24 protein-coding genes are annotated in these 22,809 nt (G+C 30.3%); 2 read left to right on the top strand and 22 right to left on the bottom strand.

Annotated elements, in window-relative coordinates; genetic code table 11:
- The 5 genes from WJW32_RS11800 to WJW32_RS11780 all read right to left on the bottom strand — a co-directional run bounded on the left by WJW32_RS11800 (position 1) and on the right by WJW32_RS11780 (position 4,847).
- Positions 1–378 (bottom strand): ornithine aminomutase subunit alpha, encoded by a 378-nt coding sequence (locus tag WJW32_RS11800; RefSeq protein ID WP_340258557.1) that lies wholly within the window; start codon positions 376–378, stop codon positions 1–3.
- A gap of 3 nt (positions 379–381) precedes the next feature.
- Positions 382–1,809: a 2-amino-4-oxopentanoate thiolase subunit OrtB gene (ortB, locus tag WJW32_RS11795; protein ID WP_340258755.1), complete on the bottom strand. Its 1,428-nt coding sequence runs from the start codon at positions 1,807–1,809 to the stop codon at positions 382–384.
- Positions 1,810–1,813: 4 nt separating this feature from the next.
- A complete protein-coding gene (gene ortA, locus WJW32_RS11790; protein ID WP_340258555.1) occupies positions 1,814–2,122 on the bottom strand; it encodes a 2-amino-4-oxopentanoate thiolase subunit OrtA in 309 nt (102 codons plus the stop codon).
- A 13-nt stretch (positions 2,123–2,135) separates the two neighbouring features.
- On the bottom strand, positions 2,136–3,209 hold the full coding sequence (gene ord / locus WJW32_RS11785) for a 2,4-diaminopentanoate dehydrogenase (RefSeq protein WP_340258553.1): 1,074 nt from the start codon (positions 3,207–3,209) through the stop codon (positions 2,136–2,138).
- Positions 3,210–3,458: 249 nt separating this feature from the next.
- Positions 3,459–4,847 carry a sigma-54 interaction domain-containing protein gene (locus tag WJW32_RS11780; RefSeq protein ID WP_340258551.1) on the bottom strand — a complete coding sequence of 463 codons (1,389 nt, stop codon included), beginning with the start codon at positions 4,845–4,847 and terminating at the stop codon, positions 3,459–3,461.
- A gap of 200 nt (positions 4,848–5,047) precedes the next feature.
- Here WJW32_RS11780 and WJW32_RS11775 point away from each other — a divergent pair, with 200 nt between their 5' ends.
- Positions 5,048–5,821 (top strand): threonine/serine exporter family protein, encoded by a 774-nt coding sequence (locus WJW32_RS11775; RefSeq protein WP_340258549.1) that lies wholly within the window; start codon positions 5,048–5,050, stop codon positions 5,819–5,821.
- Complete coding sequence (locus tag WJW32_RS11770) at positions 5,821–6,276, top strand: threonine/serine exporter family protein (RefSeq protein WP_340258547.1); 456 nt, start codon at positions 5,821–5,823, stop codon at positions 6,274–6,276. Before WJW32_RS11775 ends, WJW32_RS11770 begins: the two co-directional genes overlap by 1 nt.
- Before the next feature lie 58 nt (positions 6,277–6,334).
- Here the strand turns inward: WJW32_RS11770 and WJW32_RS11765 are convergent, their stop codons facing one another.
- The 17 genes from WJW32_RS11765 to WJW32_RS11685 all read right to left on the bottom strand — a co-directional run bounded on the left by WJW32_RS11765 (position 6,335) and on the right by WJW32_RS11685 (position 22,779).
- A complete protein-coding gene (locus WJW32_RS11765) occupies positions 6,335–6,763 on the bottom strand; it encodes a SoxR reducing system RseC family protein (RefSeq protein ID WP_340258545.1) in 429 nt (142 codons plus the stop codon).
- A 9-nt stretch (positions 6,764–6,772) separates the two neighbouring features.
- Positions 6,773–7,069, bottom strand: coding sequence for a metal-sensitive transcriptional regulator (locus WJW32_RS11760; protein WP_340258543.1), 297 nt, complete (start codon positions 7,067–7,069; stop codon positions 6,773–6,775).
- 13 nt (positions 7,070–7,082) lie between these two features.
- Positions 7,083–7,349, bottom strand: a complete 267-nt coding sequence (locus tag WJW32_RS11755) for a hypothetical protein (protein ID WP_340258541.1) — start codon at positions 7,347–7,349, stop codon at positions 7,083–7,085.
- Positions 7,350–7,478: 129 nt separating this feature from the next.
- A complete protein-coding gene (gene aspS, locus WJW32_RS11750) occupies positions 7,479–9,260 on the bottom strand; it encodes an aspartate--tRNA ligase (RefSeq protein WP_340258539.1) in 1,782 nt (593 codons plus the stop codon).
- A 13-nt stretch (positions 9,261–9,273) separates the two neighbouring features.
- Entirely contained in the window at positions 9,274–10,533 is a 1,260-nt protein-coding gene (gene hisS / locus WJW32_RS11745; protein WP_340258537.1) for a histidine--tRNA ligase, read from the bottom strand.
- The gene (gene hemZ / locus WJW32_RS11740) at positions 10,523–12,004 is read right to left on the bottom strand and encodes a coproporphyrinogen dehydrogenase HemZ (protein WP_340258535.1); all 1,482 of its coding nucleotides are present in this window, start codon (positions 12,002–12,004) and stop codon (positions 10,523–10,525) included. The genes hisS and hemZ overlap by 11 nt, the downstream gene beginning before the upstream one ends.
- A 24-nt stretch (positions 12,005–12,028) precedes the next feature.
- The gene (locus WJW32_RS11735) at positions 12,029–12,646 is read right to left on the bottom strand and encodes an MBL fold metallo-hydrolase (protein WP_340258533.1); all 618 of its coding nucleotides are present in this window, start codon (positions 12,644–12,646) and stop codon (positions 12,029–12,031) included.
- Between the two features lie 13 nt (positions 12,647–12,659).
- Complete coding sequence (gene dtd / locus WJW32_RS11730) at positions 12,660–13,109, bottom strand: D-aminoacyl-tRNA deacylase (RefSeq protein ID WP_340258532.1); 450 nt, start codon at positions 13,107–13,109, stop codon at positions 12,660–12,662.
- Positions 13,110–13,123: 14 nt separating this feature from the next.
- Positions 13,124–15,301, bottom strand: a complete 2,178-nt coding sequence (locus tag WJW32_RS11725; protein WP_340258530.1) for a RelA/SpoT family protein — start codon at positions 15,299–15,301, stop codon at positions 13,124–13,126.
- Positions 15,302–15,417: 116 nt separating this feature from the next.
- Positions 15,418–15,930 (bottom strand): adenine phosphoribosyltransferase, encoded by a 513-nt coding sequence (locus WJW32_RS11720; protein ID WP_340258528.1) that lies wholly within the window; start codon positions 15,928–15,930, stop codon positions 15,418–15,420.
- A gap of 264 nt (positions 15,931–16,194) precedes the next feature.
- Positions 16,195–17,859 carry an ABC1 kinase family protein gene (locus tag WJW32_RS11715; protein ID WP_340258526.1) on the bottom strand — a complete coding sequence of 555 codons (1,665 nt, stop codon included), beginning with the start codon at positions 17,857–17,859 and terminating at the stop codon, positions 16,195–16,197.
- A gap of 204 nt (positions 17,860–18,063) precedes the next feature.
- Positions 18,064–18,924 (bottom strand): protein translocase subunit SecF, encoded by an 861-nt coding sequence (secF, locus tag WJW32_RS11710; RefSeq protein ID WP_340258524.1) that lies wholly within the window; start codon positions 18,922–18,924, stop codon positions 18,064–18,066.
- 11 nt (positions 18,925–18,935) lie between these two features.
- Positions 18,936–20,180 carry a protein translocase subunit SecD gene (gene secD, locus WJW32_RS11705; protein ID WP_340258523.1) on the bottom strand — a complete coding sequence of 415 codons (1,245 nt, stop codon included), beginning with the start codon at positions 20,178–20,180 and terminating at the stop codon, positions 18,936–18,938.
- Between the two features lie 15 nt (positions 20,181–20,195).
- Entirely contained in the window at positions 20,196–20,696 is a 501-nt protein-coding gene (locus tag WJW32_RS11700) for a gamma carbonic anhydrase family protein (protein ID WP_340258521.1), read from the bottom strand.
- Complete coding sequence (gene scfB, locus WJW32_RS11695; protein WP_340258519.1) at positions 20,689–22,071, bottom strand: thioether cross-link-forming SCIFF peptide maturase; 1,383 nt, start codon at positions 22,069–22,071, stop codon at positions 20,689–20,691. Before scfB ends, WJW32_RS11700 begins: the two co-directional genes overlap by 8 nt.
- Positions 22,072–22,214: 143 nt before the next feature.
- Positions 22,215–22,352, bottom strand: a complete 138-nt coding sequence (gene scfA / locus WJW32_RS11690; RefSeq protein WP_340258517.1) for a six-cysteine ranthipeptide SCIFF — start codon at positions 22,350–22,352, stop codon at positions 22,215–22,217.
- Positions 22,353–22,410: 58 nt separating this feature from the next.
- Entirely contained in the window at positions 22,411–22,779 is a 369-nt protein-coding gene (locus WJW32_RS11685) for a TIGR04086 family membrane protein (protein ID WP_340258515.1), read from the bottom strand.
- Positions 22,780–22,809 lie beyond the last annotated feature (30 nt).

The following is a 22,809-nucleotide window of genomic DNA, read 5'->3' as shown; positions in this document are numbered from 1 at the left end:
CTATAAAGTAGCTGCCGCCTTGTCTTTCCCAAATACCTCAAGAGCATAATCCCAATATTTGCCCTCTATCATACTAAGACCGGCTTCTCTAATAGATATATCCTTATCTTTAGCTACTCTATAAACTACGTGTCCAACTCCCTTTCTCATAAGATTTCTATCCATAGCACCATCAACTAAAGGCTTAGCTTCAAGGCTTGAAAATCCCATTCTAAGAAGAACTGATCTTTCCACTGATGGCGTTGTATTGTTTTTAGCAAGATCTAGTAATGGATCTACTATTTTTCCAGCAAGTTCCCAAAATCTATCATATAATTCTTTATCTGATAACTCAGCTAAATGTACTCTTCTTTCCTTAAAATCATCTGCTCTTTTCAAAATTTACACCCCCAAATTTTCTTTCAAACAATTAACACCCAATTCTTTTAATGTTTCTTTTACAAATTCTTCACTAGACTTAGTATCCTTAACTAAAAATGCTAAATCTTGTTCGTTAATTTCAGTTAATTTAATTCTATCTATACAATTTTTAATATATGATCTTTTAATTTTGTTTAAATCAAGATCCTTAATCTTAATCATAGATGGATGACTTGGAAGTATTATACTTTCTCCAGCAACTTCATCCTCTGGATTTCCAAATCTTATATCTATACCATTCTCTCTTGCAAATGTAAGCTGCGGCTGTATATGTTTACCAGCTCCTGTATATTCAGTTTCTTGAACCACAATTATCTTGTCCTCATCCATTTCTTGAGCTATACAAAATGCAGCAGCAAGTGATGTATTTCCAGCAGGACCTCTTTCAAGACCTTCTATCTGAGCTAATGCTTCTGTCATATAAAATACCTCTCCTTGATGTACAGTTACATATCTATCCATATATCTAAGTGGTCTTCCAGCAGATCTTGGAACATCTGATCTATCTGGATTAGTACAAAACGGTATTCCAAATCCAGTATGTCCTGTAGTAAATGACTTTTTATTAAATTGAGTATCAGATGCCATATGAAGACCTTTTAAGTCAACACTAGCTCCTACAACCTTAGTATCAAAAGCTCCAGCTTTAATTAACCCTCTTGCTGTACCAGTTAAATTTCCTCCACCTGCATTAGTACAAACTACAACATCAGGATCTCTTCCTTCTTTTTCTCTAAACTGCATGCTTATCTCATATCCTAAAGTTTCAACTCCTGCAATTCCAAAAGGAGTATATAAAGATGCATTAAAATATCCAGTTTCTTCTAACAATCTTAAAAAAGTATAAAATAACTCTGGTCCTACACTCAACTGAAGAACCTCAGCGCCATAAGCCTCACATTTTCTAGCTTTTTCTATAATCTCAGGCTGTCCTTTTCCCTGACTATCATAGCATTCTTGAACTATAATACATTTAAGTCCCTGCATAGCAGCTTGTGATGCAACAGCAGCTCCATAATTACCACTAGTTGCTGCAATTACACCCTTATATCCTAGTTTTTTAGCATGATATACAGCATTTGCAGCACGTCTTGCTTTAAAGCTTCCAGAAGGGCTAGATGCTTCATCTTTTATGAATATTCTCGCTCCTTTTCCTTTTGGTGCACATTTTCTTGCAAGCTCAGTTATATTTTTAAGCTCTATCAAAGGAGTATTACATATTGCTACTCCCTTTTGAATACTTTGCATTTCATCTAAAGTATATCCTGTCTCTCTCATCATTTTTTCATAATCAAACTCAGCAGTCCCTGATTCAAATAATTCATAATCTATTCCAACAGCATTTTTCATTATTTCATTTTTTCTAGACATTACACCTAAGTAACTCATATCCTTATTCACAGGCTTCACCTCCGAATAAAATACCTTTTAGCTGAAGACCTATTTGTAATAGTTCAGGAATACATTTTCCATAATCATGCTTATAATATGGATTTATCTCTACAAGTTTACCCTTAACTTTTCTATCAGTTATAGTTGTTATTTCAACCTCATCATTTATAGATGCATCATGATTTAAAAATCCTTTTACCCACATTTCAAGAGGTACTTTCTTAGTATCATCTGGAACTTGTGGTGCTCTTTGATCTGGGTTTAATATCACATTATGAATCAAAACCCAATTTCCCTTTTTAACATTCATTTAATTCACCTTCCTAACAACATCCGCATTCGCATTCTTTTTTTTCTTCAACCATTTTTCTCATATCTCCCATGATAGCTCTTGGGACAGGAATATCTAACATAGTTTTAAGTCCTGGTCTTGCATTTATAACATGAGGAATACTATTAACACACATAGATATAGTTCCTATTCCTCCTGGTATTTCTGGTTTTATTTGAAGAGATATATCTGGTACTCCCTTAATTTGTACATAATCTCCTGTATCAACACCTTCAAGATTAGGTAGTATTTGTTGTGGATGTTCCATTTCAACCTTAACTTCGCCATCTACATATCCATAACCACATTGCTTACAACCAGCTACATTTCCAGCTTGAACCTCTGCATATTGACTTTTTCTGTATACATTAGATACTATTGATTGTCTTGTTTGGTCTACCTTTTCTAAATTCCATCCTATTCCATCTGTGATCATCTTTATAGATTCAGGGAATCCTACATGCCCTGCTATTGCTCCATCCTTAACTCCTTTTTCAAACTCTTCAGGAGTAACTCCAACACCTTGCTCTACCATAACAGCATGACCAAATGGAGATAAATCATTTACTCTTGATGCTTTTATATAATCTACTCTTTCACAAGTTCCAGTAAGAGCAAGTATTAATAAGTCAAGTACAAATCCTGGATTGATTCCTGTTCCAAGTACAGATACTCCATTTTCCTTAGCTATTTTATCTATTTTTTTAGCAAGTTCTGGCTCTTGAGCATCTGGATAAGACATTTCCTCTGCAGTAGATATTACATTTATTTTTCTTTCTAAAACGAATTTTATCTTGTCAAAAGCTCCTTTTGTAAATGAATCAGTAGCAATTAAAACTACATCTGCACAATTTTCTGCAAATGCTTCTTCTTCATTAGATTTAATTATTATTTCTTGTCTATCTTTTCTATCAACACCTAAAACTTCATATATATCTTTTCCTACTCTAGCTTCATGTTTATCACAAACTGCAACTATCTCTACTCCTTCTTTTTTTAATAACATATTAGCCATTCCACTACCCATAGCTCCAAATCCCCAAATACCAACTCTAATATTTTCCATTTCATTTCCCCCTTAAATTTTCGTATCATATAATTTCTTGCACCAATAAATATAGCAATATATATGCCATTTTATTTTAATATTCAGAAAATTCAATTTCAACACCACTTTAGTCGAGTGTTTTCATAACTTTCAGAATAGTTTTTCTTTTTTTTGGCAGATGTACAATATGTTTTTTACATATAAAATTAATTTTAAAAAATAAAAAAAGCAAATATATTTGCATCACAGCGCAAATATATTTGCTTTCTAAATGTTATATTTTTTAATTTTATGCTGAAGAGTCTGTCTTTTTATTCCTAGTTGTTCAGCTGATTTTGTAATATTTTTTTTATTCCTTGTTAAAACTCTTTTTATAAAATCAACTTCTATTTCTTTTAACAATTCATCTAAGCATTTCTCATTCAATATATTTATATTATTTTGTACATCTTCAGAATTATTAGTCTCAATATTTAAATGCTCAATATTAATAGTATCTTCAGAATCAATTATACTAATAGCTGAATATATAGTATTTTCAAGCTCTCTTATATTCCCATGCCACTTATGATTTAACAGTGCCTTTTTCGCTTTTTTATCTATATACTTAATATTTTTATCTAATTTTCTATTGTATTTTTTTATGAAATAATCCGCTAGAAGTATTATGTCCTCTTCTCTTTCATTCAAAGAAGGAATATATATAGATATTACATTAAGTCTATAGTAGAGATCTTTTCTAAGCTTGTTTTCTTTTAAAAGTTTAGTCGGTTCTTCATTAGTTGTGGCTATTATCCTAACATCTATAGGAATATCCTTAATACCACCAATTCTCCTTATATATCCTTCTTGTAAAACTCTTAAAAGTTTCGCTTGGAGCTCTACCGGCATAGAGTTTATCTCATCTAGTAGCAAAGTTCCCTTATTAGCTTGTTCAAATAATCCAGGTCTATTTATAGCCCCTGTGAACCCACCTTTTTCTGTTCCAAATAAAATTCCCTCAAGCAAGCTTTCAGGAAGAGCTGCACAGTTTTGAGCTATAAAAGGCTTGTTCTTTCTTATACCTTCATAGTGTATACTTTGACTAAAAAGCTCTTTTCCAGTCCCAGTTTCTCCATATATAAAAACAGGAGCTGGAGTATCAGATGCTTTTTTAGCTAACGATACCGCATTTTCAAAAGATTTACTCTCACCTATTATGTTTTCGAATGTATATTTTTTAATCTTATTCTGAATTATTTTCTTTGGATTTGATTTTTCTCTATGAAGGGTCAATATTTCTTCTGAAAGTTCTTTCATTTTAGTTATATTCTTAGATATCTCAATAGCTCCTAATGTTTTTCCATTATCAATAACAGGTATTGTAGTATTTATAGTAGTAATTTCATTTTTGTATTTATTCAAGTATGTCTGCTTTTTGTCTTTTATAACTTCTCCACTCTTTAGGACATTTAAAAGAGTACTCGTTTCTTCATTTAATCCATTGAATATATCTAGTAAATTTTTGTTTAGTACATCGGTTTCTTTCATGTGTTCAAGTTCTGCCATGGCTTTATTATATACAACAGTGTTTCCCTCATTATCAATAACATGAATTCCATCTTCTATATAGTGCAAAATGTTTTGCATTAACTTCATATAATCTTTAGTATTCATATCTCAATCCCCCAAAAATCGAAACTTAAATATATATATACACCATATTTTATCCCCTTAATATTTTTTCTCTTTAATTATATTTATATACAGTTTTCAATACTCCTTTTATTTTTATATTTTTTTAAGATCTTTGAAGATTTTATAATGGAATTTTGATATAATTTCCTAGTATCTATTTTTCATAAGGGGTGAGTATTATGACTATAACAGAAAAAAAAGGAATACTAAGAATTGCTCTTTACGCTGGAGAAATAATGCTTAAAAATGGAGCAGAAATATACAGGGTTGAAGATACTATAATTAGAATATGTATGTCTAAGAATATAAATCACGTAAATGCATTCGTAACACCAACGGGAATATTTGTATCAGACGATAGAATGGATGGTATAAGCTTTATTAAAAGAATAAAAAACAGAAGTCTAAATCTTAACAAAGTGTCTAAGGTAAATAACTTTTCAAGAGACTATGTAAATTCTCATATGACAGTACCACAGGCCTTATCTTCGCTAAAACAAATAGAGAATGCAGATAAATATTCTGTTCCTGTAAGAATTTTATTTACAGGATTTATAGGCGGCTTTTTTTCACTTATGTTCGGAGGTGAATTTTTAGATTTTGTATCTGCCTTTATAATATCTATGATATCAATATTTATAGCAGATCAAATAGATAAGATAAGCGATACTTCATTTTTATCAACAATTGTAGCATCATCTACTATAGGACTGCTCGGTATACTTTTTACTCTGTGTGGGATTGGTAAAAGTCTTGATATGATAATAGTTGGCTCTATAATGCCTCTAGTTCCTGGAGTATCTTTTACAAACGGTCTAAGAGACTTTATATCAGGAGATTTATTAGGAGGACTTGCAAAAATCTTTGAGGCAATATTCATAGCTATATGTATAGCTGTTGGTATAGGTATAGTATTCCAACTATGGGTTAACTTGTTTGGAGGTGTATTATAATGAGCTTATATCTTCATTTTATCTACTCATTTATGGCGACAATAAGTTTTTGTATATTTTTTAATGTACCTAAAAAAGATCTTTTATATGCATCTCTTACAGGAAGTATAGGCTGGACACTATATATTTATATGAATAATATAACCAATTCAGCTTCTTTATCAAACTTTATAGCAGCCACTGCAATAGGTTTATTAGGCGAGATATTTGCAAGAATAAACAAAAAACCCGTTACAGTATTTATAATTCCGGGTATAGTTCCTCTAGTTCCAGGTTATGGTATGTACTTAACTATGCTAGATATTATAAACAATGATTTTTATAGTGCTGCTAAAACTGGAAGTGATACTATATTTATAGCTGGATCAATAGCAATAGGTGTAATATTAGTTTCATCTACAGCAAAAACATTTAAAAGAAGAAATAAAAAAAATTCGTCTAATACTATGATTTGAATATAGAAAAAAATGCTGATTAATATTAATCAGCATTTTTTTATTCATATATAATTATCTACTCAACTATATTAGTTATAACAGGAGTATACTCTTCACTTTTTTTAAATTTAGGTTCATTCTTTTTTATTATCATAAATGCTATACTCATTAAAAAAGCTCCTATTATAGCGCTCATAGTTTCTACATTTGATCTATAATTTATAGCTGTTAGTACTTTACTTGATATAACTATTCCAACAAACAAAACCATTAAAGGTATTACATATGCTATGGCAGCAGCCTTTAATACATTAGGAGTACTAATATCTACTTCAACAAAATCCCCCTTAGTAGCACCTATTCTATTGACTGCCTGGATTTGCATATTCTTACTGTTTTCGCTTCCCATTCCACATCCACCACAGCTTCCACAAGCTGAATGTCTTTGCATCTTTAAAATAGCTATATTCTCATTAGTACTTACAACAACACCTGTTTGTCTCATCTCAATCACCTACTTCATAAATTTAAGCATTGTATTTACAAGCTCATCTATAACCCTATCTTTTTCCCCAATATCATCAGAATTATCGATTGTTTTTTTTACACATCCTTTTACATGATTTTCAAGCATTATACCGCCTACCTTATCTATTGCAGAACGTATTGCAGCAATCTGTATAAGTATATCTACACAATATTTTTCTTCATTTATCATCTTTTGAATGCCTTTTACCTGACCTTCTATTCTTCTAAGTCTTTTTATTATAGCATCTTTATCTGTTTTACTTTTTTCAGCCATCTCCTTCATTTTTTACAACTCCTTATTGTTTGAAATAGAAATAAACAGCGATTATTCCAATCATAGTCATTCTTCTTATAAAGTCAAAATTCCTATTACTCATACTATACTTGCCTTTTGCCTTAACAAGCCCGTGTCTTAATACTATATTTATCAAACTCAATACAAATATAAGAGTAATATTGCTGTAAGATATCATATCAATATTACCTTTAAATAATTTCATAACTATTAAAATAGCCAAAAAGGCAACCGCAAATATCCCAAACTCTTCTATTATTTTTTTCAATTTGACCTCTCCTTTAGATACCTCATACCAGTATATATTTATCTTCATTATACTTGTGTATGTAGTAAAATGTCAAATATATATAAAAAGTCTGCCAACAAATTTTGTTGACAGACTTTATATATATATTTACTTTTCTTCTAACTCAACTTTTATATTAAGTTCTTGTAATTGCTTATCTTCTGCAACTGCTGGTGCATTAGTCATAGGACAAGATGCATTTTGAGTTTTAGGGAATGCTATAACCTGTCTTATATTATCTTCTCCAGCAAGTAACATTACAAGTCTATCAAGACCAAATGCTATACCTCCATGTGGTGGTGTTCCATATTTGAATGCATCAAGTAAGAATCCAAACTTATCATAAGCTTCTTCTTCGCTAAATCCTAATGCATCAAACATAGTTTTTTGTATATCTGCATTAGATATTCTTATACTTCCTCCACCTATTTCAAATCCATTTAATACTATATCATAAGCTTTAGCTCTTACATTTAATTTATCATTATCTAGGTTGGCTAAATCTTCATCCATTGGAGATGTGAATGGGTGATGCATAGCAACATATCTATTTTCTTCTTCATCATACTCAAATAATGGGAATTCAGTTACCCATAAAAGTTTAAATTCATTCTTATCAAGTATTTCAAGTCTTTTAGCTACTTCATTTCTTAAGTTTCCAAGAGAATCAAATACAACTTTATCTTTATCTGCTACAAATAATATTAAGTCTCCTTCAGAAGCTTCCATTGTTTCTAATATAGAATTCATTTTTTCTTCATCAAAGAACTTAGCTATTGGAGATGTAACTCCTTCATTTGTTACTTTCATCCAAGCAAGTCCCTTAGCTCCGTAGTTCTTTACATAATCTTCAAGAGAAGTTATGTTCTTTCTAGTGAACTTATCAGCATATCCCTTAACATTTATACCTCTAACAGATCCACCATTTTCTACTGCTGATGAGAATACTTTAAATCCACAATCCTTAACTATATCAGATATATTTTTAAGCTCAAATCCAAATCTTACATCTGGCTTATCACATCCGTATCTTTCCATAGATTCTTTATATGTCATTCTAGGGAATGGAAGTTGTATATCAACATTTGATATTTCTTTAAATATTTTTTGAAGCATTTTTTCCATTATATCAATTACATCATCTATTTCAACGAATGACATTTCGCAGTCTATTTGAGTAAATTCTGGTTGTCTATCAGCTCTTAAATCTTCATCTCTAAAACACTTTACTATTTGGAAGTATCTATCCATACCAGATACCATTAAAAGTTGCTTAAATAACTGAGGAGATTGAGGTAAAGCATAGAATTTTCCTTCGTTTACTCTACTTGGAACTAAATAATCTCTAGCTCCTTCTGGTGTTGGTTTGTTTAAGAATGGAGTTTCAACTTCTAAGAAATTATTATCAGATAAATAATTTCTAACTATATTAGCTACCTTATGTCTTAAAATTAAGTTCTTTTGCATAGATGGCTTTCTTAAATCCAAGTATCTATACTTAAGTCTTAAATTTTCTGAAACCTCATCATCATCCTTTATATAAATAGGAGGTGTTTCTGATTTATTTAAAATCTTTATCTGATCTGCAAATATTTCTATATTTCCTGTTGGCATATTAGGATTCTTTGATTGTCTCTCAAGGACTTTTCCCTTTATAGCTATAACGTATTCAGATCCTAATTTTTCAGCTTTTTCAAAAGCTTCTTTAGATACATCTGTATCAAATACTATCTGACATATTCCTCTTATATCTCTTAAATCTACGAATACTAAACCACCTAAGTTTCTCTTTTTTTGTACCCATCCCATTAATACTACTTCTTCGCCTATATTAGACTCTCTTAAGTCACCACAATAATGTGTTCTTTTTAATCCACCTAAGCTTTCCATATGTAATCCTCCCTTAAATCATGTTTTTTAGTACATCTGCTATTTCACTTAATTTTATCTCTGTTTGTTCTGATGTTTGCATGTTCTTAAGTGTTGCTAAATCTTTTTCTATTTCATCATCGCCAAGTACTATAGTGTATTTAGCATTGATTTTATCAGAATATTTAAACTGTGCCTTTACGCTCTTACCTACATGGTCTTTATCACAAGATATATTGTTTGATCTTAAAGCCTTTAGAATTTTAAAGCTTTCTATCTCAGCTTTTTCTCCAATTGTAACTACGAATATATCTGTACCCTCTTCTTTAGGTATTTCTATATCGTTGTTTTCAAGAGTTAAAAGAAGTCTCTCTACACCAATAGCAAATCCTATACCCGGAGTTTTTGGCCCCTCTAATTGTTCCACAAGTCCATCATATCTTCCTCCACCACATACAGTACTTTGAGCTCCTATATCTTGTGAGATTATTTCAAAAGCAGTCTTAGTATAATAGTCAAGTCCTCTAACAATCTTAGGGTCTACTACATAATTTATACCCATACTATCTAGATACACCTTTACCTTTTCAAAGTGATCTTTACATCCATCACATATATTATCTATCATTAAAGGAGCATCTCCTATTTCACTTTGACAAGCTTCATTCTTGCAATCAAGTATTCTAAGAGGGTTTTTTTCATATCTAGTTTGACAAGTTCCACATAACTTGTCAAGTTTTTCAGCTAAATATAATCTTAATTTATTGTTATATTCATTTCTGCACTTAGGACATCCTATAGAATTTATTCTAAGTTCTAATTTTTCAAGCCCTACTCTTTTGAAAAACTCCATAGCAAGAGCCATAACCTCTGCATCTATAGAGGCAGATTCACTTCCAAATGCCTCCACTCCAAACTGATGAAATTGTCTCATTCTTCCCGCTTGTGGTCTTTCATATCTAAAGCATGGAGTTATATAAAATAATTTTGAAGGCTGAGTATTTGCATAAAGCTTATTTTCAATAAAAGCTCTAACAGCACCAGCTGTTCCTTCTGGCTTCAATGTAATATCTCTTCCTCCATTATCTTGAAATGAATACATTTCCTTTTGAACTATATCAGTAGTCTCTCCAACTCCTCTTTTAAAAAGATCTGTACTTTCAAATATAGGAGTTCTTATTTCATCATATCCAAATAAAGAGCATACCTCTCTAAATAAATTTTCTACATAAGTCCACTTATAAGAGTCCTTAGGTAATATATCTTTAGTTCCTCTTTGCGCTTTAATAGCCATTATTTAAAACCTCCTCTTCTTTTTTCTTAATCATCTCATCGACTCTATTTATATAATGTTCTATGTTTTTGACATTAGCAACTCGCTCAATTCTATTCTCATCTATATATACTACTTTAGAATTAGCGCCTGCTCCTAAAGCATATATCGTCTGCTTTTCTTCCATTATTTGAATATTATATATACACTCAAATCCCTTCTTAGCATATCCTATATTTTCAAGATTTCCAAGCATATGTTTTTGTCTGTACATATAATAAGGTATAAGATTCATTTTATAAGCATATTCCATAGATATATCTATCATCTTAACCATATCCATATAGTGGCTAAATTCATAGTTATCTATATTTTCATTAAGCCTTGAAGCTCTTTTTATTGCCATAGTATGAACAGTCAGACTCTCAGGATCTAGCTTTAATATTTCCTTTAAAGTATTCTCAACCATTTCAGGAGTTTCTTTTGGAAGTCCCAAAATAATATCCATATTTATATTATCAAAGCCAATTTCTCTAGCCATATAAAAACAATCTTTTATTTCTTCTACACTATGAGTTCTTCCTATTTCTTTTAAAGTTTCATCATTCATAGTCTGAGGGTTAATACTTATTCTTGAAACTGATTTTTCTTTAAGCACATTTAATTTTTCTCTCGTTATAGTATCTACTCTTCCAGCTTCAACTGTAAATTCCTTCATTTTAGAAAGATCAAAATTTTCATATAAAGCATCTATAAGTAGAGAAAGTTCTTCTGCTTCAAGGGTAGTTGGTGTTCCCCCACCTATATATACAGTTTCAATCTCTTTATTAGTTTTTTTAACTATCTCAGATACACCCTTTATTTCTGTTATAAGACAGTTTAAGTATTCTTTCTTAAGATGACCCCACTGATTTAAAGTATTTGAAGGAAAAGAACAGTAAACACATCTAGTTGGACAAAATGGTATACTTATATATAAAGCTATTTTATTTTCGTCTATAGGATATATAAACTTTCTTTCAACACAAGCTATATTATATGCAAGATCTATCTTACTCTCATCCATCTGATATTTCTTTTTTAGTATATCCTCTATATCCTTTTTAGATTTATCCTCATCTATAAGCTCATGTACTATTTTAGTAGGTCTAATCCCTGTTAAAATCCCCCATGGAACGAATGATTTATATATCTTGGTCAATACCTTGAATATACTTCTTTTAATTATTATTTTACTTTCTTTTCGTATCATTTTATCATCATAATCTAATGCATCTATTAAACCCTCTTCTTCATAGTGAAGGGCAAGCTTATTATTTTGATAAAAATAAGTTTTAGATATTATCAAATTATCTTTTATATTTACCTCATTAACTAAAATATTATCCTTTATATCTTCATCTTCTACAAATTTGAATTGAGATGTAAACAATTTTAACAATTCACTAACTTCATACTTATAGTCGTGATTCTTTAAAAATACATTAAGCATTAAATTCTCGCCTTAACCTTTCTCTTAACTCTTAATATATGGATTATTCAGTTTTTCTGTCCCTATAGTACTCGCAGGTCCGTGACCTGGAAATACTTTTAAGTTCTCATCTAACTCAGCTAATCTATTTACAGATTCTATTATTTTATCATAGTCTCCACCAAATAAGTCCGTTCTTCCTATAGATGATCTAAATAATGTATCACCTGTAAACAGTACATCATCTAACTTTATACACATACCTCCCGGAGTATGTCCTGGAGTATGGATTATTTGCAGTTTTAGATTACCTAATTCTATAGTTTGTCCATCATCTAAATATCTATCTGCTTCAATTTCTATACTTCCACCCATCATATATGTTAAGTTATTTTGACTATTACTTAACACTATTTGTTCTTCTTTGTGTGCTAGTATAGTAGCACCAGTTTTTTCTTTTATCTCTTCAACTGCACCTATATGATCAGCATGACCGTGAGTAAGTATTATGTATTCTAAGTCAAACCCATGATTATTCACACTATGTAATATTTCATCACAAGCTCCACCTGGATCTATTACTGCACATTTTTTAGTTTCATCATCGCCTAGTATATAGCAGTTTACACCGTATACCCCAGCCATTATTTTTTCTAAAAACATAAAAAATACCTCCTTAGAAATTCTTCTTTGAATCTATTAAAAGAGTTACAGGACCATCATTCATAATATCTACATTCATATGAGCCCCAAACTTACCTGTTTCCACTTTTATTCCATACTTTTTAGCCTTATCTATAAATTCTTCATATAAAGGTATCGCAGTATCCGGCTTTGCAGCATCTGTAAAATTAGGCCTTCTCCCTTTTCTACAATCCCCATAAAGAGTGAATTGAGATACAACCAAAAGATCTCCTTTTATATCTAGTAAAGATAGATTCATTTTTTCATTTTCATCTTCAAATATTCTTAAATTAACGATCTTATCAACCAAATATTCTACATCTTTTGAATTATCATCATTATTTACTCCTAATAAAACCATAATCCCTTTATCTATCTTTCCAACTACATTTTGATCAACTGTAACACTAGAGTTTGAAACTCTTTGAACAACAGCTCTCACAATAACAGCCCCCTTTAATTTATAACTCTAAATACATCTATAACACCAGGTATGTTTTTAACTTTTTTCATTAAATTATTAAGTTCTTTTATACTATCAACTTCAAGTAACAAACTCATGTTGACAATTTTGTCCTTATTAGTTCTAGCATTTATTCCATTTAAAGATATCTTATCTACTGTGAACACATGAGTTATTTCAGTAATAATTCCTCTTCTATCATGCGACTTAACCTGTATTTCAGCTTCAAATCTTACTTTTTTATTTAAGTCCCATTCAACCTCAATTGATCTATTAACTGTCTCGGTGTTATTTACATCTATATTAGGACAATCTTTTCTATGAATAGAAACACCTCTACCCTTAGTTATATAACCAATTATATCATCTCCAGGAAGAGGATTACAGCATCTAGCTATTCTAACTAGTATATTATCAACACCTTTGACAACAACACCTTGGCTACTTGTTTTTCTTTTGCTTTTATATTCTTTTTCATTTATAGTTTCCTCAATCTTAGGTTCTATAATTTGCTTTTGATTATCTTTTTCATACAATTCTCTAAGCTTTGACATAACTTGAGATACTATAAGTCCACCATACCCAATAGTTGCATATAAATCATCATCAGTCGGCTGATTAAACTTTCTAGATATTAAAGCTATATTCTTATTTTTTAAGAATTCACTTAAAACATATCCTTGTCTTTTAACTTCTTTTTCAAGTAGTTCTCTTCCTCTTTGAATATTTTCTTCTCTTCTTTCTTTTTTAAACCACTGTCTTATTCTATTTTTAGCATGAGAAGTTTTAACTATATTAATCCAATCCCTACTAGGACCATTACTATGAGCCGATCTTATAATTTCTACTATATTTCCATTTTTAAGCTTATAATCAAGAGGAACTATCCTTCCATCTATCTTCGCCCCAATACACTTATTACCAACACCAGTATGTACCCTATATGCAAAATCTATAGAAGTAGACCCTGCAGGAAGTTCTATAACATCTCCCTTTGGTGTAAATACGAATACTTGATTGGTAAACAAATCTATTTTGAGCGCTTCCATAAACTCTTTAGGATCATTTAAATCCTTTTGCCATTCCATCATCTGTCTAAGCCACGAAAGCTTTATATCCATATCCTCTTCTTTATCAGTTGTATCTCCTTGTTTGTATTTCCAATGTGCTGCGATACCATACTCAGCTATTTTGTGCATCTCGCTAGTTCTTATCTGAATCTCAAGAGGCTCTCCATCAGGTCCTACAACTGTTGTATGAAGAGATTGATACATATTAGGCTTTGGCATAGCTATATAGTCTTTAAATCTACCCGGCATAGGTTTCCATATAGTATGAACTATTCCAAGAACCGCATAGCAATCTTTTACGTTTTCAACAAGTGCTCTTACAGCCATCAAATCGTATATTTCTTCAAAACTCTTGTTCTGATAATGCATCTTTCTGTATATACTATAAAAATGTTTAGGTCTACCGTATATATCACATTTTATACTTGATTTTTCAAATCTATCTTTTAACATATCTATAACTTTAGTTATATAAGCTTCTCTTTCTTTTCTTTTTTTTGCAACCTTTTCAACAAGTTCATAATAACCAGGCATATCAAGGTATCTAAGACCTATATCTTCAAGTTCCCATTTTATCTTCGATATTCCTAATCTATGTGCAATAGGTGCGTATATTTCGACAGTTTCTTTTGCTTTTTCCTTAGCTTTTTCAGGAGTCATAAATTTAAGAGTTCTCATATTATGTAGTCTATCAGCAAGTTTTATAAGTATAACTCTTATATCCTTTGCCATAGCCATAAACATTTTTCTAAGATTTTCCGCTTGAGTTTCTTCTTTTGATTTGTATTCTATTTGTCCAAGCTTAGTTACACCCTCTACAAGGTCAGCTATCTCTCTTCCAAATCTTTTTGCAATATCCTCATAAGTATAATGAGTATCTTCAACTACATCGTGCATAAGGCCTGCTGCTATTGTATATATATCCATTTCTAAATCGGCCAATATATAAGCAACTTCTACGGGATGTATAAAGTATTTTTCACCAGATTTTCTGTACTGACCCTCATGAGCATTTTCTGCAAAATTATAAGCCTTTATTATTAAATCCAAATCGCTATTTGGGCTATACTGCTGTATTTTTAGTAATAAATTTTCTAACATAAGACCACCCTATTTTAAATTTATGTATTTTCTCCAGAAGGAGTAAAAATTCCATCTGAATTAAGTTTCACTTTATATACGAAAATAGTTGGTAGCACTACCAACTATTTGATTTATTAATATGTTATTAAAGAGTTAATATGATAATTATCTATTTTGCTTCTTCCATTTAAAAACTCTAATTCTATTAAAAATTCCATAGCAACTACTTCTCCACCTAATTTTTCAATAAGCTTTGCAGCAGCACCCATAGTTCCTCCCGTTGCAAGAAGATCATCTACTATAGCTACCCTTTGTCCTGGTTTTATAGCATCTTTATGTATTTCAAGTATGTCAGTTCCATACTCTAAATCATATTCAAACTTTTCAGTTTCAGCAGGTAACTTTCCTGGTTTTCTAACTGGCACAAATCCTATTTCAAGTCCATAAGCAACAGGTGTTCCCATTAAAAATCCTCTAGCCTCAGGTCCTACTATTACATCTACATTTTTATCTTTTAAATCTTCTATTATCTGATCTACTGCATATTTAAAAGCTTTCCCATCTTTTAATAATGTAGTTATATCCTTAAAGTCAATTCCTTCTTTTGGAAAATCTTTTATGTTCCTTATTGTTTCCTCTAAATTCATTATTTATTCCTCCCTAAAACTATCTCTTATACTTAATATAATGATATTTACTCTATAACTAAAATTATAATATTCCATACAATCGAGTTTGATTTTGCGACCTATATACGTACAATAGTGAAATTTAATTCAAATCTCGATATAAAAAGTCACAAATAACAATTATATTATATATTGTAAAATCAATTTTATCAATAAACAAATCTTTATTATAACTATTTTATCCAACTATAGTATTAATAATCTATTGCCACGGAAATATATCTATCGTTTATTTCTACCTGACATTAATATAGATATTGTCAAATACATCCCCATTACAGTTGCTATTAAAAATCCAACTATGCCTAAAATAGGGTATCCTTTTATGCTAGGCCCTGTCTTTGTGGTTATAATCATAGATGATCCTACTATTGTTGATGATAATATAAGACTTGCAGCTATTTTATTGGTCATATTATTTATTTCTTTTTCTAAATTTGTAAACTTAATTTCATCTATAGTAAATTTGATTTGATTTTTTTCTAGATGTTTTAAAACAAGTTTTATCTGTCTTGGTATGACTTTAAAATCAGTAAGTGCTTGTTCTATATAAGATTTTGATTTAAATAAAATCTTATCTGGCTTAAACTTGTTTAAATAAAACTCTTTTATAAATTCCTTTACTATTGTAGATAAGGCAAAATCAGGATTTAATTTTTTAGCAGTACCTTCAAGAGTTATTATAGCTCTTGCCAAAAGCGAAAATTGAGAAGGTAGCTTTATCTTATTCTTTCTGCTAAATCGCATAAACTCGTTTAATATATCCGTTATATTTATCATTTTAATAGGAATATCATAATAATAGTGTATAAAAAAACTTATTTCTTCTCTAAATTTTCTTACATTCGTATCATCACTTATAGCATCAAGTTCTACTAACGAATCTATTATTTTATCTACATCTTTATTTATACTTGCGAATAAGATATCTGTTATAAAATTCAATGTTATATTATCTATTAATCCAACAATTCCAAAGTCTATAAAAGCTATTTTATCTTTACCTATTGCGAATATATTTCCTGGATGTGGATCTGCATGAAAAAATCCATTAAAAAATACCTGCTTCATAAATGACATAGCTCCTACATTAGCAATTTCCTTAGTGTCCCATCCTATGCTTCTTATATCATTTATATTACTTACACTTATTCCATTGATTTTTTCCATTACAAGAACTTTCTTAGACGATACATTCCAGTATACTTTTGGAATATATACATTAATATCACCTTTAAATATTTCTCTAAACTTTTCACAGTTCCTAGCTTCAAATGTATAGTCAAGCTCTCTCATTATAGTAACAGAAAATTCTTCTATTACTTCAGCAAAATCAACCACGGTTTCCTTATAATATTCTTCTATTACCTTTCCAATAAGTTGAAGCATCTCTAAATCAGATTTTATAATATTTTCTATATTAGGTCTTTGTATTTTAACTATTACATCCTTACCATTTTTTAGCTTTGCTACATAAGCCTGCCCTATAGAGGCTGCACCGATAGGCGTTTCATTAAAATCATCAAATACTTCTTCAATTTCAAGCCCTATCTCACTTATAAAAGTTTCTCTAGCTTCTTTTATATCAAAACTTTTAACATCATTTTGAAGCTTTGATATTTCTTCTATTATCTCAGGATCTAGTATATCGTTTCTAGTACTCATTATTTGTCCTAATTTTACAAACGTAGGTCCAAGTTCTTCAAGAGCTCTTCTTACTCTTTCTCCAGTACTCATATCTTGTATTTCTTTATCAGGCGTTAGTGGCATCTTATATGCAATTCCATCTATTCTCAATTTCTCCACTAAAAAACTAAAACCATACTTCAATAATATTTGCATTATATTTCTAGATCTTTTTAAGTTTCTATATCCTGTTTTAATCACAAGAGCACCTCTCATCAACTAATCTTTAAAAATATTTTTTCTTAAATCAATCAAAGTACAGGCTCTAAACTTATAAAATTATGCTCATTGAAATGTTAGCTACTTAGTGTTATTTCAATGAGTCTAATTTTCCGCTTAGCAAGTAAATTTTAAAAGCCTCATATTATTTTGAAATAATACGAGGCTTAACATCAATATCTTATGCTAAAATTTAGTCTTTTGTTTAATCAACACCCATGTAGGACTGGCTATAAATATAGATGAATATGTTCCAGCAGCCATTCCAACTATTAAAGGAAGTGTAAAATCTTTAATAGCATCTACTCCTATTACATAAAGCGATGTTATAGCTACTAATGTAGTAACAGAAGTATTAATAGATCTTGATATAGTACTAGATATACTTTGATTTGCAACATTTGCATAATCATTTTTCTTAGCATACTTCATATTTTCTCTTATTCTATCAAATACAACTATTGTATCATTTATAGAATATCCAACAACAGTAAGTACAGCTGCAACAAATGGACTATTAACAGGTACTCTAAATATAGCATATGCACATATTAGTATAATAACATCGTGTACAAGTGCTATTATAGATGCTATACCATATGAAAATTCGAATCTAAAACTTACATATATAAGCATCCCTACAGCAGCTATAAGAGTTGATATAATCGCATTGTTTCTTATTTCTTTACCAACCGTTGCTCCAAATTGGTTAGCCTTTTCAGGTTGAGTTTCTTTCAAATTGTATTTTTCTTTGAATTTATTAAATACTTCTTGTCTTTTATCTGAATCGAAGTCTTTTTTTGTTTTTATCTGAACTGCTTCCTTTTTTTCTCCTACAAAGTTTATAGTCATATCTTTGTCGTATTCATTAGTTATCGTTCTTATTTCCTGAGTTGAAACAATTTTATGAAGATTTATCTCCATTAATGTTCCACCTGTGAAGTCTATTCCAAAGTTAAGTCCAGTTGTAAGTATTATTACAAGTCCTATAGCCATAATAGCAAGGGATAATCCAAACCATAACTTTGTTCTTTCTATTATTTTCATATTATTCCCCCCTATGCTCCAAAAAATTTCTTATTTTTTACTATATTAGCATGGACTAATGATTTCATTAATGTTTTTGTAATAACTATAGCTGTAAAGAAAGATGCTATTATACCTATCATTAAAGTAAGTGCAAATCCTCTTATAGACCCTGTGCCGAATTGAAACAATACTATACCAGCTATAAATGTTGTTATATTTGAATCCATTATAGTTCCAATCGCCTTTGCAAATCCAGAATCTATAGATGCTCTAAGTGATTTTCCATTTCTAAGTTCTTCTTTTATTCTTTCAAAGATTATTACATTCGCATCAACCGCCATACCTACCGATAGTATAAGCGCCGCGATTCCCGGAAGAGTAAGTGTTACTTGCATTTGTGAGTATATATACATTATTATCAGAATATAAGCTGTAAGAGCTATATCAGCAATTAATCCTGGAACTCTATAGTAAAATAACATATAAAGCATTACTAAAAGTATACCTATTGCAGCTCCACTTACACTCTTTTTAAGTGCATTCACTCCAAGACTTGCAGTAACAGTAGATGTTTGAACTTCTTTAAATTCTACAGGAAGAGCTCCTGCTCTTATTAAGTTCGCAAGCTCTGCTGCACTTTCAACTGTAAAGTTACCATTTATTACAGCTTGTCCATCTGGAATTTCTACGCTAACCCTTGGTGTTGATATAATTTCATTGTCAAGAACTATAACTATTGGAGAGTTTGTAGGTGCAAGTTCTCTAGTTGCATCAGCAAATTTCTTAGCACCTTCACTATTAAATTCTAAAGAAACTATAGGTTGGTTAGTTTTTGAATCAAACTTAACCTCTGAAGTTTTAACTTCTTTACCAGTTACAACTACAGTTCCATCTTCTTTCGTAAATTTAAGTTGTGCCGTTTTTCCTATAGCATCCATTGCATCTTTTGCATTTTTAACACCTGGAAGCTCTATTCTTATTCTTTTTTCTCCTTCTTTAACTATAACAGGTTCAGAAACCCCCATGCCATCTATACGTTTTCTAAATACCTCTATAGTTTGATCAAGAATTTTGTTAAGTTCTTCTCCTGTTTCATCAGTTTGAGCTTCATAAACTACGAATACCCCACCCTGTAAATCCAATCCTTGTTTTATTGAATTTTTCATAGGATCAATATTAAATTTACCTATGTTCACTCCATTTATTGCCGCATAAGCAAAAAATACAATGATAATAAACAAGCCAATAAATTTCGATAAATTTTTAAGTTTCATAAATGTACCCCCAACCTATTTGTGCTTTTTAGCATATTCTACATATTCTATTGCAGATTTTTCTAACGAATTTCTTTCGTCTTGAGTCAACTCTCTTATAACCTTAATAGGATTTCCATAAGCAAGTACACCTGATGGAATTTTTTTATTAGGAGGAACTAAACTTCCTGCTCCAATTAATGTATAGTCTCCTATTTCAGCTCCATCTAATATTATGGCTCCCATGCCCATCAAACTATAATTTCCTATTTTACAAGCATGTATAGTTGCTTTATGTCCAATGGTGACATAATTTCCTATTTCTGTTCTATTTTCTTTACTTATATGGACTACAGTGCCGTCCTGTATATTAGTGTTCTCACCTATTATTATCTCATTTTCATCGCCTCTTAATACACAATTATACCATACATTTGTATTCTTTCCCATTTTTACATTTCCTATAACATCTGCACTCTCAGCTATAAAACAACTATGAGGAATTTCAGGTTTTTCCCCATCATACTCCTTAATCATCTTTGCTTTCCTCCAACATAATTTTAGCTTTAACCATAATTGCACATTCTGTACGCTTTCTTTGCATCTTACATCCTAATTCATAAGGCTTTAATAAATCATTGTTAAAGTTATGTGCATTAGCATGACATCCTCCTGAACAATAGAATTTAGCCCAACAGTTTCTACACTCTTCTTTAGCATATACATGTGCATTTTGGAATTTAAGTTGTATATCTCTAGGTATACTTAAGTTTTCATCTAATATATTACCAAGCTTAAAGTCTTCATTTCCAACAAACTGATGACAAGGATATAAATCACCTTCTGGTGTTACAGCCATGTATTCACATCCTGCACCACATCCAGTAAGTCTTTTAATTACACAAGGACCTTGATCTAAATCTATCATATAGTGGAAGAATGTGAAATTGTCACCTTTTATTTTTCTATTGGCATATTCATCTGCTAATTTTTCATATTCTTCAAATATTTTTGGTATATCTTCTTCTTTTAATGCATATGGATTATTATCACTGTCTACTACTGGTTCAACAGAAGTTAAATCAAATCCTAAATCTGCAAAATGAAGCACATCTTTTGAAAAATCCAAGTTTTTTCTAGTAAATGTTCCCCTAACATAGTAGTATTTATCTTTAGCTCTGCTATCTACTAATTTTTTAAATTTAGGAACTATAACGTCATAACTACCTTTATCATTTAAAGTAAGTCTCATTTCATCGTTTATTTCTTTTCTTCCATCAAGACTTAATACTACATTGTGCATATGCTTGTTAATGTATTCTATTTTTTCATCATCTAACAAAACACCATTAGTAGTAATAGTAAATCTAAATACCTTGCCTTTTTTTTCAGCTTCTTCATTTCCATACTCAACAAGTTTTTTTACTACTTCCCAGTTCATTAAAGGTTCTCCACCAAAGAAGTCTACTTCTAAATTTCTTTTATTCCCTGAGTTTTCAAGTAAGTAATCTAATGATTTTTTACCCACTTCATAGCTCATAAGTTTTCTTTCTCCGCCAAAATCTCCTTGAGATGCGAAACAGTATTTACATTTTAGATTACAATCATGAGCCATATGTAGACATAGTGCTTTAACAACAGGCTTTCTATTTATAAAGCTCGGATGATATTCATATTCATCATTTGAATATAAAAGTCCTTCTTTTTCTAAAGTTTTCATTTCATTGTATGCTTCAACTATCTTTTCTTTTGAATATTTGTTTTTTAGAATATCAGCTATTTCATCTATATTCTTATCCTTATAGTAATCCAAAACATCATATGCTTCATTATCTAAAACGTGAACTGCACCACTGTTTACATCTAAAGCTATATTGATATCGTTTAACGAAAATTTATGTATCATACCCATCTATAATGAACCTCCTAAGTAAAATTCCTACCTTTCATATTACCAAACTTTTAATAATTAATCAACATTAGCTAAAATATTAATTACTAAAAGGAAAAAGCAGCATACCTTCAAAAGAAGTTATGCTGCTAACATATGTATAATTATCTTTCACATTCTTGATTAGCTACTGTACAAGAAGTTTTACAAGCTGATTGGCATGAAGTTTGACATTCTCCACATCCACCTTTTTCAGCACTTTTCTTTAAATTTGCTTTTGACAGTGTTTTTACGTGCTTCATAAGTATTCCCTCCTATTAACAATATTCCTTATTGATTATATCATAAATTTGATATAAATCAATTTTTTTTCATATTCACTCCTATAATTCCACCTATTCCACCAGATAATATATTAAGAAGCATTTTATATAACATATTCATTTCAAATTTTAAATTTTCTTTGGCTAAAAAATACATAATTATCATGAATAATACATATAATGCCCCAGCTAATATACCGTATAAAAATCCATTAGATCCGCTCTTATATCCTATATAAAAACCTGCACATGCAATACTTAAAGTTACTATAATAGATGTCATAAGTGGTATAGTAGAAGCCGACACAGATGTATAAGTCAAAACTAGGTTATAAATAAGAACACATATAATGGTAATTAAATATGAGTAACCTAAAGCTTTTAAGAAATATATGGCTTTTTTCAAAAGAACACCTCCTTGCTTTTTATAAAATTA

The organism is Tepidibacter sp. Z1-5 (assembly GCF_037844525.1).
Taxonomy (GTDB): Bacteria; Bacillota; Clostridia; order Peptostreptococcales; family Peptostreptococcaceae; genus Tepidibacter_A.
Note: the sequence above shows the minus strand (reverse complement) of the source record. Positions and strands in the feature narration are given on the sequence as shown.